Origin of the sequence: Microvirga guangxiensis (genome assembly GCF_900102135.1) — a bacterium.
Lineage (GTDB): Bacteria > Pseudomonadota > Alphaproteobacteria > Rhizobiales > Beijerinckiaceae > Microvirga > Microvirga guangxiensis.
Map to the genome: position 1 here is coordinate 449,661 of NZ_FMVJ01000004.1, position 15,749 is coordinate 465,409.

15 protein-coding genes and 1 pseudogene are annotated in these 15,749 nt (G+C 57.3%); 5 read left to right on the forward strand and 11 right to left on the reverse strand.

The genetic code is table 11. The annotated features are described in order from the left end of the window. Window position 1: 1 nt before the first annotated feature. The 3 genes and pseudogenes from BLP10_RS08545 to BLP10_RS24010 form a co-directional block, all read right to left on the reverse strand. The gene (locus BLP10_RS08545; RefSeq protein WP_175493832.1) at window positions 2-2,440 is read right to left on the reverse strand and encodes a glycosyltransferase; all 2,439 of its coding nucleotides are present in this window, start codon (window positions 2,438-2,440) and stop codon (window positions 2-4) included. 13 nt (window positions 2,441-2,453) lie between these two features. Then, window positions 2,454-3,353, reverse strand: a pseudogene (locus BLP10_RS24005) (polysaccharide deacetylase family protein); the annotation flags it as partial. 10 nt (window positions 3,354-3,363) lie between these two features. Beyond that, window positions 3,364-3,897 carry a helix-turn-helix domain-containing protein gene (locus BLP10_RS24010; RefSeq protein WP_091133332.1) on the reverse strand — a complete coding sequence of 178 codons (534 nt, stop codon included), beginning with the start codon at window positions 3,895-3,897 and terminating at the stop codon, window positions 3,364-3,366. A gap of 263 nt (window positions 3,898-4,160) precedes the next feature. Between BLP10_RS24010 and BLP10_RS08560 the strand changes: the two genes are divergently transcribed. Then, window positions 4,161-5,291 carry a glycosyltransferase gene (locus tag BLP10_RS08560; RefSeq protein WP_175493833.1) on the forward strand — a complete coding sequence of 377 codons (1,131 nt, stop codon included), beginning with the start codon at window positions 4,161-4,163 and terminating at the stop codon, window positions 5,289-5,291. A 23-nt stretch (window positions 5,292-5,314) separates the two neighbouring features. Here BLP10_RS08560 and BLP10_RS08565 read toward each other — a convergent pair whose 3' ends face one another. Continuing rightward, window positions 5,315-6,145: a heparin lyase I family protein gene (locus BLP10_RS08565; protein WP_139165448.1), complete on the reverse strand. Its 831-nt coding sequence runs from the start codon at window positions 6,143-6,145 to the stop codon at window positions 5,315-5,317. A gap of 1,191 nt (window positions 6,146-7,336) precedes the next feature. Here BLP10_RS08565 and BLP10_RS08570 point away from each other — a divergent pair. Continuing rightward, complete coding sequence (locus BLP10_RS08570; RefSeq protein ID WP_091133338.1) at window positions 7,337-8,776, forward strand: exopolysaccharide biosynthesis polyprenyl glycosylphosphotransferase; 1,440 nt, start codon at window positions 7,337-7,339, stop codon at window positions 8,774-8,776. A 62-nt stretch (window positions 8,777-8,838) separates the two neighbouring features. Continuing rightward, the gene (locus BLP10_RS08575; protein WP_091133341.1) at window positions 8,839-10,152 is read left to right on the forward strand and encodes a nucleotide sugar dehydrogenase; all 1,314 of its coding nucleotides are present in this window, start codon (window positions 8,839-8,841) and stop codon (window positions 10,150-10,152) included. Between the two features lie 132 nt (window positions 10,153-10,284). On the opposite strand, the gene BLP10_RS08580 is transcribed toward BLP10_RS08575, so the two are convergent. The 6 genes from BLP10_RS08580 to BLP10_RS08605 form a co-directional block, all read right to left on the reverse strand. Beyond that, window positions 10,285-10,701, reverse strand: a complete 417-nt coding sequence (locus BLP10_RS08580) for a hypothetical protein (protein ID WP_091133343.1) — start codon at window positions 10,699-10,701, stop codon at window positions 10,285-10,287. A 7-nt stretch (window positions 10,702-10,708) separates the two neighbouring features. Continuing rightward, window positions 10,709-11,527 (reverse strand): TIGR02587 family membrane protein, encoded by an 819-nt coding sequence (locus BLP10_RS08585; protein ID WP_091133545.1) that lies wholly within the window; start codon window positions 11,525-11,527, stop codon window positions 10,709-10,711. 212 nt (window positions 11,528-11,739) lie between these two features. Further along, entirely contained in the window at window positions 11,740-11,940 is a 201-nt protein-coding gene (locus BLP10_RS08590) for a hypothetical protein (protein ID WP_091133345.1), read from the reverse strand. 17 nt (window positions 11,941-11,957) lie between these two features. Then, complete coding sequence (locus BLP10_RS08595; protein ID WP_244510450.1) at window positions 11,958-12,623, reverse strand: CBS domain-containing protein; 666 nt, start codon at window positions 12,621-12,623, stop codon at window positions 11,958-11,960. Between the two features lie 507 nt (window positions 12,624-13,130). Then, window positions 13,131-13,355: a hypothetical protein gene (locus BLP10_RS08600; protein WP_091133349.1), complete on the reverse strand. Its 225-nt coding sequence runs from the start codon at window positions 13,353-13,355 to the stop codon at window positions 13,131-13,133. A 47-nt stretch (window positions 13,356-13,402) separates the two neighbouring features. Next, on the reverse strand, window positions 13,403-13,618 hold the full coding sequence (locus tag BLP10_RS08605; RefSeq protein ID WP_139165449.1) for a helix-turn-helix domain-containing protein: 216 nt from the start codon (window positions 13,616-13,618) through the stop codon (window positions 13,403-13,405). A gap of 578 nt (window positions 13,619-14,196) precedes the next feature. Between BLP10_RS08605 and BLP10_RS08610 the strand changes: the two genes are divergently transcribed. Together BLP10_RS08610 and BLP10_RS08615 are read left to right on the forward strand one after the other, a co-directional pair. Next, window positions 14,197-14,385 carry a hypothetical protein gene (locus tag BLP10_RS08610; RefSeq protein ID WP_091133353.1) on the forward strand — a complete coding sequence of 63 codons (189 nt, stop codon included), beginning with the start codon at window positions 14,197-14,199 and terminating at the stop codon, window positions 14,383-14,385. 282 nt (window positions 14,386-14,667) lie between these two features. Then, complete coding sequence (locus BLP10_RS08615) at window positions 14,668-15,015, forward strand: HPF/RaiA family ribosome-associated protein (protein WP_175493834.1); 348 nt, start codon at window positions 14,668-14,670, stop codon at window positions 15,013-15,015. A gap of 45 nt (window positions 15,016-15,060) precedes the next feature. Here BLP10_RS08615 and rnk read toward each other — a convergent pair whose 3' ends face one another. Continuing rightward, window positions 15,061-15,513 carry a nucleoside diphosphate kinase regulator gene (gene rnk, locus BLP10_RS08620; protein ID WP_091133357.1) on the reverse strand — a complete coding sequence of 151 codons (453 nt, stop codon included), beginning with the start codon at window positions 15,511-15,513 and terminating at the stop codon, window positions 15,061-15,063. Window positions 15,514-15,749: the final 236 nt, after the last annotated feature.

The window sequence follows — 15,749 nt, forward strand, 5'->3', positions numbered from 1 at the left end:
GTCAAGCCTTCGCACTGGGGTTGAGGTCATGTCGCAGCACCTCTGGAGAAGGGGCATGTGTTTCGACGGTAGAAAAGGGGCCGATGACGGAGGAGTAGCAGGCCAGGAGGTTGGGAACTTGATGTTTCCAGGCAAGCGTTTCATCGAGGCGCTTTCGGCCGACTGCGCCCATCCGTTGCATGCGCTCTGGATCACTGAGCAGATCGAGAATCTTATCGGCGAAATCGATCGGGTCGTCGGCTGCGGCGCAGAGAGCCGCGTCCATTGCGGTAAAGCGTCCTTCTGTCAGATCGACCTGAACAATTGCCTTTCCTAGCGCCATGTACTCGACAATCTTGTTCATGGACGACAGATCGTTGAAGGAGGTGGCGAGGTCTGCATTCACGCAGATGTCACATGAGGATAGAATACGAATGAGATCAGCATCCGGAACCCGACCCGTGAACTCAACCCATTCGGATATCCCGAGAGATACCGCCTCGTTTTGAAGGCTGGCTTTCTCGGGTCCATCGCCGATGAGCATGAAACGGATATCTCGACGTCCTCTTCCGTAGACGATCTCGCTGATGGCTGCGAGAAGATTGGACAAGCCCTCCTGAGAACCCATCACGCCGACATAGCCAACAAGGAAGCGAGCTCGCGACCTCAGACTTTGATCCGCCTCGACCAGCTGCCACTTTGCCTGGTCGGGGGCGCTGCGTACGACATACACCCGCTCGGGCTTCATGCCTCCTCGCTGGATGGCGACATTCCGATAGGAATTGTTTGTCGCAATCGAAGCATCGGCAAGGCGGAATGTTGCGCGCTCCAGAAAATGAAGGACTTTGCGAGCCGCTGTTGCTTTCCAGCCGGTTCCGAATTTTGTTTCGCCAAGTTCCGGACATAGATCGTGATGGTCGAAGATGAATCGGACGCCCAGGAGCTTGAAAGGGGCCGCGACGAGGAAAATCAGATCGGGCGGATTGCAGGCGTGAATGACATCGAAACCCCGCGTGAAGTAAATCCGAAATGCTAGAACGAGCTGCCAGAAAAGAGCGATGCCATACTCCACCGGATAGCCCCAAGCGGCCCGGGCCTCCGGGAGCGGGTGGCGAAAGACTTCGATGCCGTTGATGACCTCGTGAGACTTGTTGTAGGTGCCCCTCTTGGGACAAATCACAAAAACGCCCAAGCCGTTGGCTTTCAGCGCGTTGGCCTGCTGCCATACTCGACGGTCGAAGGGGACGGGAAGGTTCTCAACGATGATGAGGACGTTTCGCCGATGACGATGGATATTCCGGTAAACGTCGATAACACGATTGCCTACCTGCTCCAGAGACAGATCAAGCATCGCTTCACGACTGCGGACAGGGCGATAATCTGCGAGAACGGCACGTATCCCCATCGCGATCGAAGCAGCTGTCGGATCGCAGACGTATGTGCCGGGAAGATCAGCGAGGCGTTCACGAACATCTCCGACGTCGGTTGCGACGACCTTGAGATTGCAGGCCAGTGCTTCTTTGACGGCATTTGGCGATCCTTCCCAGAATGAGGGGAGCACCATCAGGTCGGCTGCGTTCATATATGTCGGAATTCGCTCTTGGGGCTCTCCTTCAATGGTGAGGATCTCGATCAGCCCTTGGGCCGTAGCCTCCGTGTTGAGCTGATTGACGGCCTCCCGCAACGCAGGGAAGTTCTTACGGGCGCGATCCGGTCCATAAGGAAATAGGATGTAAAGCCTGGCTGGATCCAGGCCAAGAGAGGCCCGGCATGATGCGCGATCCATTGGCTTGAAAAGATCAAGATCAACCCCATTCGGAATGACGGTTGCGTCCTGTCGCGGAAGCAGGGAGTTCATTGCAGCGGACTTCACGATAGAGGCATCCACGAAACGAGAAAGTTGCCGGTGGATCCACGCTAGAACGAGACTTTTGCGACGCGGACGCCCATCAGGGCCAGCATGCCCATAGAGGTCATCGCCGCAGAATGAGACGACGACAGGCAATGACAATTGGCAACGTGCAACGAGGCCCGATAATCCGTAATGGGCATGAATCAGATCGTAATCTCCTTGCCGGATCATCCGACGCATGTCCCAGATCGCGCGGAAATAATTCCAGCGGCTGCGGTAGCCTTCAATTTCCAGGAGATCGATTTCGACGCCTGCTTTCCTTATGCTTTCGACCTGAGAATGGATGAAGGAGCCCCATCCTGGTCGAGAGGAACTCGGATACATATTGGTGATGGTAAGGACCCGCATCGTTCTAGGATCCTCGCAGAAGAAGAGAGAAACGTGCTTCTTCGAGCTTGAAGACGAAGCCTGAAAACCCGAGCGCATCATTGATGCCCTGTCGGGGAAGATTATGAGTTGGCGTGCCAACCAGGGCTGCACCGCGACGGGAGGTTCCGCCCGACCGGTATCCGGCTTCCCGCGTGAGACGTATCGCAGCGTCGTCGACATTGGACGCCACATGTCCATTCGGATATGCGAAGTGAACGATGGGCGTAACGAGAGCTTGCTCAAGCTCCTGCTTTGACCTCGACAGCTCTTCTCGTGCGTCATCCTCAGGCAGGCCTGCGAGGACTTTGTGCGTTGCTGTATGCGCGCCAATCGTCATTCCGGCGCTCAGGAGCGCGCGCAGGTCATCGATATCCATCATGAAGTCGCTGGGCGACGATAGGGGCGGCATATGATGAAAAGCACGACTCAGCGCGAGAAACCGTTGTTGACGCTTGCTGCCATGAGCGTGATCGACTTGCGATGCCAGGGCCGCATATATTTTCTCACGGCTCAGGACGGATGACATCCCACCGATCAAGGAATCAGAAGCCTTTCGCAGAGTTTCCTCGGAGGCGGAGGACACAGCGCGATGGAGCCAACCGGTCCAGAAGGCGCTCTTCCCGAGAACCGCATCGGATGTCACAAAGAATGTCGCAGGGAGGTTGTAGCGAGCAAGAATCGGCAGGGCTTCTGTCGCATTATCCTTGTAGCCATCATCAAATGTGATTGCGACCGCCTTGGGTGGCAAGGACCCTGTTTCCAAGCCGCTTACAAGCTCATCCAGAGTGAGCACATCGTAGTGGCGGGACAGGAATTCCATCTGACGCCTGAACATCTCAGGATGGACGGAGATTGTTGGCGAGCGATAGTCACCTGCCGAGCTGACTGAATGATACCGCAGGATCGTCGCTTGCCTTTGCGAGCTCGGCCACTGTCTCGCAAGGCCGACGATTCCAAAGCGAACCAAGATGCTTTTCGCTGTATGCGTGACGACGCGAAGGCGAGGTTGGCTGCCTTGATCGAACTGCAGTTGCGTAGATCCGATTACATTTTCCTGGTGCGGACGCATGCTCTCGGAGGGAATCAAGCTCATAAGATCGCTCCTACCCACGCATTTCGGCTGAAGCGCCTTCTGCCGGGGCAGAATGTCCGCGAGAGTTTACAGGTAACTCGGGGGCGGACTGCGATCCCCGATCCGCACCAATACCTGAGGACAAATCGTCGTCATGTTTCTGGATTTGGAAATGGCGCCACGTACGCGCGACTGTCGTAAGAGGAACGCCGATTGCCGAGGCCATCCTGCGCATCGTCCATCGCTCGCCTTCAGGCGGTGAACTCGCAAGTTTGCTTTCGATCAGTTCTGCAAGGGCGTTCCATTCGATCTGGCGTGGTTTGCCGGATCGGGCTTGATCCTTGAGGCCCTCTGTTCCTGCTTCCCGATAACGGCGTTGCCACTTTCCCACTGTGTGCAGTGAAACGCCGAGCTGGGCTGAGACGGCGCTGTTTGTCTGGCCTGCAGCACAGAGGAGTACGATGCGTGCGCGCAAGGCAATCCCGCGGCTTTGCGGCTGAGAGAGAGAGAGGGAGAGCAAGGCATTTTGCTCGGTTTTGTCGAGCTGGAGTCTAGGGGAGCGCATCGAAGATCCTCACGAAGCGCATCGACGCCGGCTGCTGTGACAGCGCGACGGGATGCCTCGACAAGTCTTCGCCCGAGAGCCCTGACGCGGGTCAGGGAATAAAAGCCGTTAAGTGAACTGTGTACTGCTGTTGGATGGGCCGCGCTGCGTCGGCCTTGAGTAATACATAGATTAAATTATGCTTAATCTCAAGCCGCCTGAGGTTTTGCAACGAACTTCAGGAACACGCTGTCCTTGCTATGTTATTTGCGGTGAGCTGGTCCATGGCGCTGCGCATACTCCATCTGATCCATAATCTCAAACGTGAAGGAGCCCAAACAATGGTTGCGACGCTCGCGATGGCGAGCAACTCATCCCGCGTTGAGGCGTTCGTATGTCCCTGGCGCGGTGGCGGGTCCTATGCAAAGGATCTTCGCAACGCTGGTGTGTCGGTATTGGAATGGCCTGGAGCGGAGGGTGCTCCCCGGGCGTATGCGACAATGAAATTGCGGCGCTTCGCTCAACAGCAGCAGATCGATCTCGTGCATGCTCATATGTCGGACAGCGCCGTCCTGGCTGCGGCAGCCCTCTCCGGAACCGGGATCCCGTTCATCGTAACCCATCATAGCAATCGCCTACTACCGAAGGAGAGGCCCGTGAAAAGCGCTTTGCGGTCTGCTCTGACCAAATGGGCCACAGGTCGTGCTTCGCGAAATATCGGCGTCACAAATGCAGTGAGCGAGCGTCTCTCCCTTGAACTGCGTGTCTCAGGAGAAAGGCTTGAGACGATTTCCAATGGCATCGCTATTCCGGACGATTCGAGAATCATCGCTTCCGGCTATCACAGACAGAACCGTTTCACTGCGCAGGGCGGGCCGCGCATTGTCGCCCTCGGGCGTCTCGTTGGTTTAAAGCGGCACGTCATGATGATAGAAGCCTTGAGCCGAGTCAGAGATACGTTGCCGGATGCTCATCTCGCCATTGCGGGCGATGGACCCGAGCGAGAGACGCTGGCCGCATGTATCGATCGACTGAACCTAGGCTCACATGTGACCCTGCTGGGCTCCATCAACGATGTTGGGGAGTTCCTCAGCCAGGCAGACATATTCGTCTCAATGTCCTCTTATGAAGGATTGCCGGTTTCCGTGCTCGAGGCGATGAGCTGGGGACTTCCTGTCATCATCTCCGATGTCCCAGGTCATCGGGATGTCGTTCAGGATAATATCGATGGTTGCCTTGTGCCTTTCGATGACGTGGATGCCCTCACGGGGCAGATCATTCATCTGGCGCGTCATCCAAGCGAAGCTGCACGGATGGGGTCGGCCGCAAGAAATAAGGTGATCAGAGACTACTCCTCGGTAGCCATGGCCGATAACTATTTGCGCCTCTACACGGAGATTCTCGCAAAGCCGTAGCGCCGTGTGTCCCGCTTCAGTTTTCAATCAACCGCGACAGATACATCATCGACGAAAAGCTCTATTGGATTCGACGAACTGTTGGCCGTGATACCCACCTGAAGTCGATTATAAAGGACTTGTCTCAGTTCGATACCATAGCGCCTGAAAACTTCCGGATCGGGAAGGTTGGGGCCGCGGCCGCGGAATACCGCCTCATCGTCGATCGTGATTTCCGTCAATCCATTTTCGTCTGGACTCAAGAGCAGCCGCCATTCGAATTTGAACCATCGCCCCCTTGGTAGCGGCGCGCTGGATCCCAACTCATTCGGCATGTCGCGAAGACCGATCTTGCGCCGCTCTACAGCCGGTCGCCCGGTGGGCCCGTTCAACCGGATGCGCACGCCAGGACCTTTGTCGGGAATGGTAGACCGCTCCGGCCAACACTGATTGCATTCGATATCGAGCAGAAAAAGATTATTCAGCTCGGGGCCGGGCGGAATGAAGAACCACGCGGAAATGACAATTGTCTGCCCCTGACGGATGCTTGGCAGTTCCTTTTCGACATCGCCTTTGGATACGGTGGAGTTCGATGGAATTGCATAAAGGCGCAGAGCTCCAGAGCCGCTGCGCCGGGGCTCAGATACGATCTCGACCTCATTCTGAGGGAAGGATTTTTGAGAATTGGTCCAACCGGAAAGGTCCTTCGCAAAAAGACCTGAAACTTTTGGAGCCTCGAAGCTGTCGCTGTAGATGATCTTCGGCTCGGCGCGGCTTGGCGCACTGTAGAGAATACACGCGGCGATCAAGCTGGACAGGAATGTTTTTGGAGTATGATTTAAGAGAATATGCTGCGAATGCTTCTGGCTAGACATCGAAGATCCCAAATGAAATTTGCGCAGATGGAACGATACGGAACTTGGATCCAGACCGGTCTTATCTCTCACTCCAGAAGTATGGAAAAAGGTATGTGAATCCGCTGCTCATTCAGGATAGAGCAGAGGCCGATAGGTTGACCACTCGCACGAAACTCAGATCGAGTTACAGTCCGGCTTTTGGGCAGACCGACGCCTTTTGCATGGTGCCACAGAAGGTCTTGTAGTCCTCCCAATACATAATGCGAGTTGCTCTTTGAGCGAATTTCAGCAAATTAGGGGGTACAGCAGAATTGCATATGACCTGCAGACGGCAGGGGACTATTCTCATTTTCAAGGTGCTTGATCAGCCCGACGTGCACTTTAACTTGCCGTTAACCCGCCCTCCGTGGCGGGTTCTTTTTTGGAAACCGGCAGCATGAGATCATCCGGGAAATAGCTGTGGCAACCAAGCGTACCGGAACAGGATTAAGAGCTACTCGCCATTCCATGAACAGTCTAGCCGCAGATATGCATAGTTCGATTGCACAGGCCTAAAAGTTCCCCTCACGCGTCGAGAAATGTGTTTCTGCGGCACGCATCAGTAAACGACTCAGAGCGCATTGTGCTCTTACGGAGGAGTTACCGGACAGGTGGATGGGGATTTAAAATTCCGTCAGCATAAGCAACGTGTTCCTGAAGTTCATTGCAAAACCTCAGACGGCTTGAGATTAAGCATAATTTAATCTATGTATTACTCAAGGCCGACGCAGCGCGGCCCATCCAACAGCAGTACACAGTTCACTTAACGGCTTTTATTCCCTGACCCGCGTCAGGGCTCTCGGGCGAAGACTTGTCGAGGCATCCCGTCGCGCTGTCACAGCAGCCGGCGTCGATGCGCTTCGTGAGGATCTTCGATGCGCTCCCCTAGACTCCAGCTCGACAAAACCGAGCAAAATGCCTTGCTCTCCACTCCTTCCTTTCCTCTCGCACTTGTCCGTGTGGCTTCGGGGTATGGAAGCTCAATCGCCATTCACCGCTCCATTTACTCTCTCAACCGGATCGCTCTGTTTCTGATCAACAGAGGCCTGTTTGGCCTAAGAGTGGCTATTCCCACAGAGGGGCGCCCGAGAAGGGCTGGGTTATGCGGCGGGAAACGGATCGGAGCCGCGGAATGTATTGACGTGTCCGAAGATTGACGGAGCTGAAGCGATGGGATCTGTCAAGTTTGCAGGCTTTCATGAGACGGTTTCTGCGTCTGGGACGAGCGATGCGCGCGCCTTCCCGGATCGGATATCGGCCTATTCTTTCGCCGCCTCTCTGCTTTTGATCGACACTTTTATCCTGCTTGTCAGCGGGCTTACTCCAGCCATCCTTTACGAAAATATCGATGCGGGATCATATACTCGCTACCTTCACGCAATCATTGTCGCAGCCTTCATCCAATTGCTCGCTTGCCAAGCGGTAAAGGCTCACGCGACAAAGCGCGTGTTCGATTGGAGCTGGTCCCTGCAGAGAGGCGTCGCGTCGGTTCTGCTGACATTTGCGATGCTGATGGTTATCGGTGTTGCCACGAAGACAACTGCAGAATACTCGCGAGTATGGTTTTTCTCTTGGGCAGTGTTTTCCGTAATCCTGATCGTGGTTGCGCGTATATTGCTGCTGGCGCGGGTGGCGGGCAAGCTCGCAAACGGCGCATGCCTCCAGCGAGCTCTTATCGTAAGTTGCGGTGAAAGTTCTTCGACAGGCAGGCAATCTGCCCTGGAGGCTGCCCGCTGGATCCGTCCGATTGGTGCAATCACCGTCAGCGATCTGGATTCGACGCCTGATCTGGCGCCTTATCTGAAGAAGCTCAACCCAGACGTCGTTATTCTCTGCATCCCATTGTCGCAAATTGAGACTGCTCTCAAAAAGTTCAAAGCGCTTTCTCAGCATGCCGTCGAGGTATTAGTTCTGCCTCAGGCAGCTCTCGATCTCCGGAAAGCCATTCGGTTGCGCCGAATCGGGGAGCAGACCCTGCTCCAAATCGCAGAGCCGCCGCTGACTGATTGGGATGTCACCATCAAGCGAATTGAAGATGTGGTGGTTGCGAGCCTTTCGCTCTTCCTCCTTTCCCCATTGATGATTCTGACCGCTATCGCGATCAAGCTGGATAGCCGAGGTCCCGTACTTTTCCGGCAGACGAGAGCCGGCTTCAACGGACAGACAATCGAGATCTGGAAGTTTCGGTCCATGTACGTAGAGGCCACGGATGCTCATGCCTCCCGACAAACCAGCAAGCGCGATCCACGCGTTACCCGAGTAGGGCGGTTCATACGGCGAACCAGCATCGATGAGCTTCCTCAACTTTGGAACGTTCTCGAAGGGAAGATGTCTGTGGTTGGTCCACGGCCTCACGCCCTCGCGACCTGCGCAGAAGGGAAAGCTCTCGATTCTCTCGTTGAGGAATATGTCTCCCGACACAGGGTAAAACCTGGGATCACAGGGTGGGCGCAGGTCAATGGTGCGCGTGGAGAGCTTTGCTCGCGGGAGCAGGTCAAGAAGCGGGTCGATTATGACCTTCACTACATCGAGAACTGGTCGCTTCTCGTGGACTTCAAAATCATCCTGATGACTGCTGTCAGAATGTGGCACGACCCCCGCGCCTACTGATCTGTGCTGTGACAGGAAATGCGTCGACTTCTCACCAGGGTACTGTGATTTACGAGGAACGCATGAGAATCAGTGTTTTTGGCCTTGGATATGTAGGAACAGTATGTGCTGCCTGCCTGGCAGACCAGGGGCATACGGTGATCGGAGTCGATATCAACCAGGAGAAGATCGATATCCTGAGAAGCGGTCACGCTCCCATCGTGGAAAAGGATATCGATGCCCTGGTCGCGCGTAACGTAGCCGAAGGCCGATTAAAGGTAACGTCGGATAGCTTTGAGGCTGTCGCCGAGACGGATTTGTCTCTCGTCTGCGTTGGCACTCCGAGCCGTCATAACGGCTCGCTTGATACGAGTGCAGTTGAGGCGGTGGTCGCACAGATCGGAGATGCCATCGCGGCCAAGGAGCGATATCACTCTGTCGTCATCCGCTCCACTGTCCTTCCTGGCACGGCCCGGGAACGCCTGCTTCCAATTCTGGAAGCAAGAACGGGCGGCCAGCTCGGGGTCGCGTTCGGGCTTGCAAGCAATCCTGAATTCATGCGGGAAGGCACCGCCGTCGCAGACTTTAAAAACCCTCCCAAGACTGTGATGGGGGCGATGGATGAGCCTACGTCGGATTTGCTGAACGAACTCTATGGCAACATGTCCGCTCCTGTTTTCCGCGTTTCAACGGAAGTTGCCGAGCTCGCTAAATATGCGGACAATGTCTGGCATGCCCTGAAGGTAGCTTTCGGGAATGAGATCGGCACCCTTTGCAAGACGCTTCGCATCGACAGCCATGAGGTTATGGACATATTCTGCTCGGACACCAAGCTCAACATCTCAAAGGCTTATCTTCGCCCAGGGTTTGCCTTCGGTGGTTCTTGCCTGCCGAAGGATACGCGGGCACTGGCGCAATTTTGCGTCAGCAAGGATGTTGATGCCCCCATCATCGCCAACTTGATGACGAGTAACAAACGTCTGGTGGAGCGGGGTGTCGATTGGATCCTGAATACAGGAGCAAAAAAGATCGCGTTTCTCGGGTTCAGCTTCAAAGCAGGCACCGATGACCTGCGCGAGAGCCCCTATGTCACCGTTATTGAGCAGCTGATAGGGAAAGGATGCTCCATCCGTATCTTCGATAGAAATGTCGAGCTGGCCCGCCTCATGGGGGCCAACAGGGAATACCTGTATCATGTTATTCCGCACATCGCGGATCTTATGGTTGGCAGCCTCGATGAAGTGCTGGACGGAGCGGAAGTCATTGTAACGACAGCTCATGCTCCGGAGTATATCCACGCCATAGAAACGATCAGGCCGGAACAAAGGCTGCTCGACTTCGCCCGAATTCCAGGGAGTGAAAAATTAGGAGACCGCTACGACGGTTTCCATTGGTGATCACCTGGGCCGACTTCTCATCCTCATGGCAAACAATGCCTCGGCCCCGGCGACAAGCAGGATCGGGAGCCTCGATCAAGTTTGCTTAACCAAGCGCGGTTCATCCTTGCCGCCCAGTTGCAGGCCCATGGCTCAAGGCGCGACAAAACCTGTCGCGCGCACGGCGAGGGAGCCACCTCGCGGGTCACGGGTAAAGAACAGCCCGCCATGCCGCTCCGAATGGCCTGGCACATAGTCAAGGACAACCCGGCTGACCTCCTCGCCGCCATCCGTGGAAACCGTGCCTGCGATCTCCACCTGAGCAGCCGCTTCGTCAGCGCGGTTGAGCGCCCGGAAGAGGATTCGATAGCCGCCTTCCACAGGCGCCACGGTATCGACTGTAACGGTGATCGCGGGTGGGGTAGAGCCGTTGAGTGCCTGCCAGCCGATCACGGTGAAGACGCCGAGGACAAGGAGGGAGCCAATGCCAGCGGCCAGCCATTCCAGCCACGGCACCTGCTGCGCCGGCTTGCCGGCCCGGTTCTCGTCTGCCTGATGGTCCTGGGTCATCGATGCCTCACACCACCAGCCGCGCTGTTGCGGCGCCGAGCGAAGCCGGGAAGCCCAGCACGACCAGCATGTTCGCAATCTCGGCAACGGCCACGCCGTCCGTGCGCCCGAAGCTCCAGAGCACGTAGAGGCTCACCAGGAGGGCGATGCCGTATCCGGCCAGGGTGAAATGCAGGAAGGTCGACACGAACGTCCCGCCCTCGGGCCGATTTTCCTGACCAGAGAACCCGATGCTGTAGACAAAGGCATGCAGGAGGAGGAGGGAGAGGACGCCTAGCGCCAGGGCATGCCATGGCGTCATCTGAAACGCGATCAGGACCATCTCTTCCGTGGGAGCCATATTGAAGGCCAGGAACAGTGCGCCAGCCACCATCAGAAAGAGCTCACCGGCATAACCGGCTTCCTGCTTGCGCTCCTCCTCGGCTTTCATGTCCTGCTCATCCCCGAGTTGCTTGCGCCCGAGCATCGCACCGATGCTGGCCGGTACGCTCTGCAGCGCCACTCGGCCGACCATGTCGCCCCAACTCATGTCGAATGTAATCACGGCGAGCGTCACGAGCAGCAGGGCGGAGGTCGTTATGCCGACACCGAAGGCAGCGAACGCGTCCATGGCGTCCTCCTTCAGGCTGAACGTCTTTTCGAAGCCTGAGAAGTAGGAGAGGCCCACGAGCATCATGAGGGTGAACATCATGAGCATCAGCAGCCGGCCGCGCCCCATCGAAAAGCCGAGCGACCACATCTCCATTGTCATCAGCAGCGGGAGGCCAAATAGAATCGCGCCGCCGAAGGCGCGGGCGAGACCGATGGCGTAGCGTTCGCTGGTCACAGTCACCTCGTTTGCCGGCCCGACTCGCACTGCAGACCAGGAAAGCTTGGCTTTGAGGAGAAACCCGCTTCCCGGCTCCAGGTTCCTCCTCTCATTTGGCATGTATTCCTTCGCCTGGGTTCCTCGCGCCATTTCCCTTGCCGGAGACAATGGTTCATCGACCTCTTTCGAGGCCGATGAACCAAGGGCTAGGGAGCCCGTCCCGAGGCCTCTTAAGACTTGAGCCTATCCGATGTTGTGCGGGAGCCCTGATACGTCTCCCGGGACACCCACGCGGCGAAGCCGAGGACTGCGACGGCGTAGATCGCAAGGACCCTCCAGGAATCGATCATGATCATTCCCGGGACTCCGAGCAGCAGGCACACGCCGCCAAACAGGATGACGGCATTGAGGATTGCGCGAGATCGCGTCATCGTATTGTCCTCCCAGTTCAGGAAACGGAGCGGGGGCGCAGGATGAGACGGTTCTGTATTGAACGGACCCCCGGCGTGTTTTCGACGGCGACGAGGACCGCCTCCCGTTCGGCCGTCGAGTCCAGGACCCCGGCGATGTCCACGTTGCCGCGATGCACCGAGATGTTGATGACCAGATGAGAGGGCGTCACTGCCTTCACGCGGTCCATCAGGTCCTGCAGGATCGCATCGTCCGTGGGAGGTTGCGCGAAGAGGGGAGCGCGATGGCGGGCCACCGCCTTGACGAGGTCGCTGCGGCTGACGATGCCGACGAGACGCTTCCCACGTACGACGGGAAGCCTCTTGAGCCGCCGCTTCTCCATGATGTCGGCGAGGTCCGGCAGTGCCTTGTCTTCGGTGGCCGTGACCACCTCCGGCGTCATCACGTGTCGTGCCTTCCGGCCGTGGCTTCGCACGTAGTCAGCGGCCTCTGCCTCGATATCCGCAAAGATCCTGCGCCACCAAGGACGCCGGCGCTCCGTTCCGATCTCGGCCCGCCTGATCAGGTCCCCCTCGCTGATGATGCCAAGGAGACTTCCGTCGACTCCGACCACAGGTACGGAACTGATCCGCTTGCCTGCCATCAGGCTGGCGATCTCGCTCACTGGAGTTGCTGTCGAGACGGAAACCACGTCGCGCGTCATCACGTCTGCAACAGTAAGCGGGGATGGTAACGTGGCTGCGCGCGGATGTTGCGTCCAGTTATTTTGGACTTGTGATTTATCTGGTGTCGAGCGGCCTAGGGCTTCCCGCTTCAGACGCCATGGCATCGGCGCGATGCGACTGCTATCGTCCGGAAATGACGATTGGCCAAGGGCCAAGGATAGCAACCGGTGCGGCGAAAGGGGCTCGGTCGATTGGTGATAGCGTGCGATCATGTCTTCTCCTCCGCGCAGCGCAGCATGCGAAAGATTGAAGGACGATCCTGATGAGGCGCATGCCGCGCCGGCCCTTGAAAGGGCGCTACAAGTCAGACGATGGCTCAGGAATCGTCATGGCCCCGAATGGCGGGCCGCCGCATTGGGCACGGCCGGCCTTCGGGGGTCAGTGGCCTCGGAGGAGGCGCTCCACACAATGACGGGAGATGTGATGCAGCGTGATCATGACACTCCTAAGGTAAGTAGAAGTTCCACGAAATCAAGTTCAGCTGATCAGCGACGTTGGGACTGTTCCTCCGCCAGCATGGCGTGTGCGGCTCTGATCCAGTGTCTGAGGCGACCTGCATCCTGACGATCGAAGGCAGCACGCCGCTTGAGGTCCTCGAAGCTGTCATCGCGGCAGACACGCTCGAACAATTCGCAGGCCAGCGCTTCAATCTCCGAAGGCATGTAAGCCCCGTTGCGCAGGCTCAGCGCGTTTTGAGCATGACTGGACATTTTTCGCTCCTTTCACAATTGCGGCTCCGGCTGCGCGCGGTCAGAGCCTAACTTTGCGCCCGTTGAACATACTCGCGCGCCAGCCTACTCACGGTGCTGGCGCTCAGGCCCAGCCGGATTGCGATGGTAGCATAGTTCAGACCATGCGCCTTCAGCGCCATGATGCGCTCGGACCGCCGCTCTATCTCGGCCTCGCGCCGTGTACGTTCGTCGGGCGTCGTCACCCGATAGCTCAAAGATCTCTTTTTCGATTCCTTGCTCATGATGTCCTGTTGAAATGCAAATGCCGGAAAGCAGCAACATTGTCCGACAGATGTCCGCTGCCCAAGCGCAATGCCAATGCGGGCGCGGCTCCGGAACATGCGTTCGCCTGCATCCCAGCCCGACTCGATATTTTGATAGATTTCATCTCCCCGGGTCCGCGCGCCTGCGCAGCGGACGCGGGGCTATCGTCCTGCGACTAGGGTTCCGGCGCGGCAACGGCCGCGATGATGTATGGCAAACGGCATCATGACGAGGCAAGCTTAGGCTGCATCGGCGCTTTGTCAAATCGCGCCTTCTGACGCGGGCAATGACCGTTGACAATAATGCGCACGCATCCGACATTGATGGTGTCATGTCCAAGATCCGTACCATTTCCGCTTTGCGTGCAGGCCGTCTGAAGACGGGAGCCTGAGCCCCGGACGTTTTCAGTCCGGGGATGATCGGTACACGGCAAAACCCGACCGCTTATAATCTCGTCGTCATCCACTGAGTGGACTGATCCGGCGCGCGGGTTTTCGCAATCACAATCCAATCATGATGAGCGGCCGTCTCGCTGGGACAGCCGCATGGTGAGGTCATGTCCGTCGCAATCCTTTCAATCGTCTTTGCGCTGACGCTTGCGCAATTCATTTTCTGGGAGCGGCTCGGTGAAGCATTCGGCTACGCGGCGTCGCTCAGCCTCCTGGGTCTGTCCATATCCCTCACGTTGATCGCGATGGCCCGCGTTGCTCTGACTCAGATATTCCTCGGCGGAAAAGGCCGATGACACGGATGCGGCCGTGGTGACCACCCGCCTTCACAAAACTCGACGATAGCTTTGCCGAGCAGAGGCTCGCGAAAGGAGAACGATGATGCTGAGACGCGCCCGACGGGACGTCTGCAGGATCTGCAAGCGTAATCTGCCAAGGGCCGCGGCCCGGTGCCCTTGGTGTTCCGACAGAAGTAGCAAACCGGCCAAACCCGACACTCCACATGTTCCCATGCCTCCTGATGACGTGACGACCGCATCAGGATGCTCCCATCCCTTAATCTCAAGAAGGAGACTCTCATGAAGCAGAACGCCACACTCGCTCCGATCAGGATCAACAGCTCCAACATCGATCTTGGCGAGGCGCTGCCGCGCAAGGTTCAGGAGGAGATCCTGCATGTCGCAGAAACTCATTTCGGGCACCTGAAGCATGCGACCGTCGGGTTCACGCGCGACGGGCATTGGTACTGCTGCACCATCAATGTTCAGGTCGGCAATTTGAAGATGATCATTGCAGAAGCCACGGCTACGAACTGCAATCAGGCGTTTGACCTAGCGCTTGCCAAGATCGGCAATCAGTTGCTTCGCAGGAAGAAGCGGGCTGCAGACAGCAGGCGGGTTCAACCGCCGGCCGCGGCACACGCTTAGACCCTATGCCGGGCCGGAGAAACCTCCGGCCCGGTTCACGTCAGCTCAAGTCACTGCTGTCGCTGCTCCAACGTGATGATCCCCATGGCCGTTCGCGCGTTCGGGTTGATGCACCACGCGGATAACCTGCAGCGTCCGCCGCACGCCCGTAGCGCTACGCCATGGGAACAATTGCCCCTCAGCCAATCCGATCAGCGCCGCGCCGAGTGGCGACAGCACGGAAATGCGCTCCGCACCTGCATCCTCTTCGCCTGGATAAACCAGCATTGCGCGTCGGATCTGCTCCGTGATTCCGTCTTGAAAGTCGAAAACCGAATGCATGGAGATCACATTCGGAGGAAGGCTGGCTGGGCTGACAACCCTGGCTCGTTCGAGCTCTGATGCAAGAAATTTAGCGGATGGCGGCAGCCTGCGGATCTGCATGCCAGCTGAAGCGACCCTTTGAAGCCGCTCATGGTCGAGTGCGGAAACGGTCGGGATAACTGAAGACGCGGACACCTCATCCTCCTGAAACGAGTATCATCGGCCAAGCGGCTTCAACGCCTGGGCATATGCCGCCGACGGGCACGAACAGCATACGGCCGCTGATCGTCGGCTGACGAAAATTTGCTGTGTAGTGAAATCTCCCGGGCGCAAGACGGGCGTCTTGCCCCGGCTCAGGCGCTTGAGGCGCGGCGGGAGGTCCGGGCGGCGGTTCGAAGAACCATGGCTGACGTTGGCATGATATCCTCAAG

Coding starts and splice junctions, on each gene's coding strand:
- BLP10_RS08545 (WP_175493832.1), bottom strand. CDS start 2,440: ATGTCGACGACGCTGCGATACGTCTCACGCGGGAAGCCGGATACCGGT.
- BLP10_RS24010 (WP_091133332.1), bottom strand. CDS start 3,897: ATGCGCTCCCCTAGACTCCAGCTCGACAAAACCGAGCAAAATGCCTTG.
- BLP10_RS08560 (WP_175493833.1), top strand. CDS start 4,161: ATGGCGCTGCGCATACTCCATCTGATCCATAATCTCAAACGTGAAGGA.
- BLP10_RS08565 (WP_139165448.1), bottom strand. CDS start 6,145: ATGTCTAGCCAGAAGCATTCGCAGCATATTCTCTTAAATCATACTCCA.
- BLP10_RS08570 (WP_091133338.1), top strand. CDS start 7,337: ATGGGATCTGTCAAGTTTGCAGGCTTTCATGAGACGGTTTCTGCGTCT.
- BLP10_RS08575 (WP_091133341.1), top strand. CDS start 8,839: ATGAGAATCAGTGTTTTTGGCCTTGGATATGTAGGAACAGTATGTGCT.
- BLP10_RS08580 (WP_091133343.1), bottom strand. CDS start 10,701: ATGACCCAGGACCATCAGGCAGACGAGAACCGGGCCGGCAAGCCGGCG.
- BLP10_RS08590 (WP_091133345.1), bottom strand. CDS start 11,940: ATGACGCGATCTCGCGCAATCCTCAATGCCGTCATCCTGTTTGGCGGC.
- BLP10_RS08595 (WP_244510450.1), bottom strand. CDS start 12,623: ATGACGCGCGACGTGGTTTCCGTCTCGACAGCAACTCCAGTGAGCGAG.
- BLP10_RS08600 (WP_091133349.1), bottom strand. CDS start 13,355: ATGTCCAGTCATGCTCAAAACGCGCTGAGCCTGCGCAACGGGGCTTAC.
- BLP10_RS08605 (WP_139165449.1), bottom strand. CDS start 13,618: ATGAGCAAGGAATCGAAAAAGAGATCTTTGAGCTATCGGGTGACGACG.
- BLP10_RS08610 (WP_091133353.1), top strand. CDS start 14,197: ATGTCCGTCGCAATCCTTTCAATCGTCTTTGCGCTGACGCTTGCGCAA.
- BLP10_RS08615 (WP_175493834.1), top strand. CDS start 14,668: ATGAAGCAGAACGCCACACTCGCTCCGATCAGGATCAACAGCTCCAAC.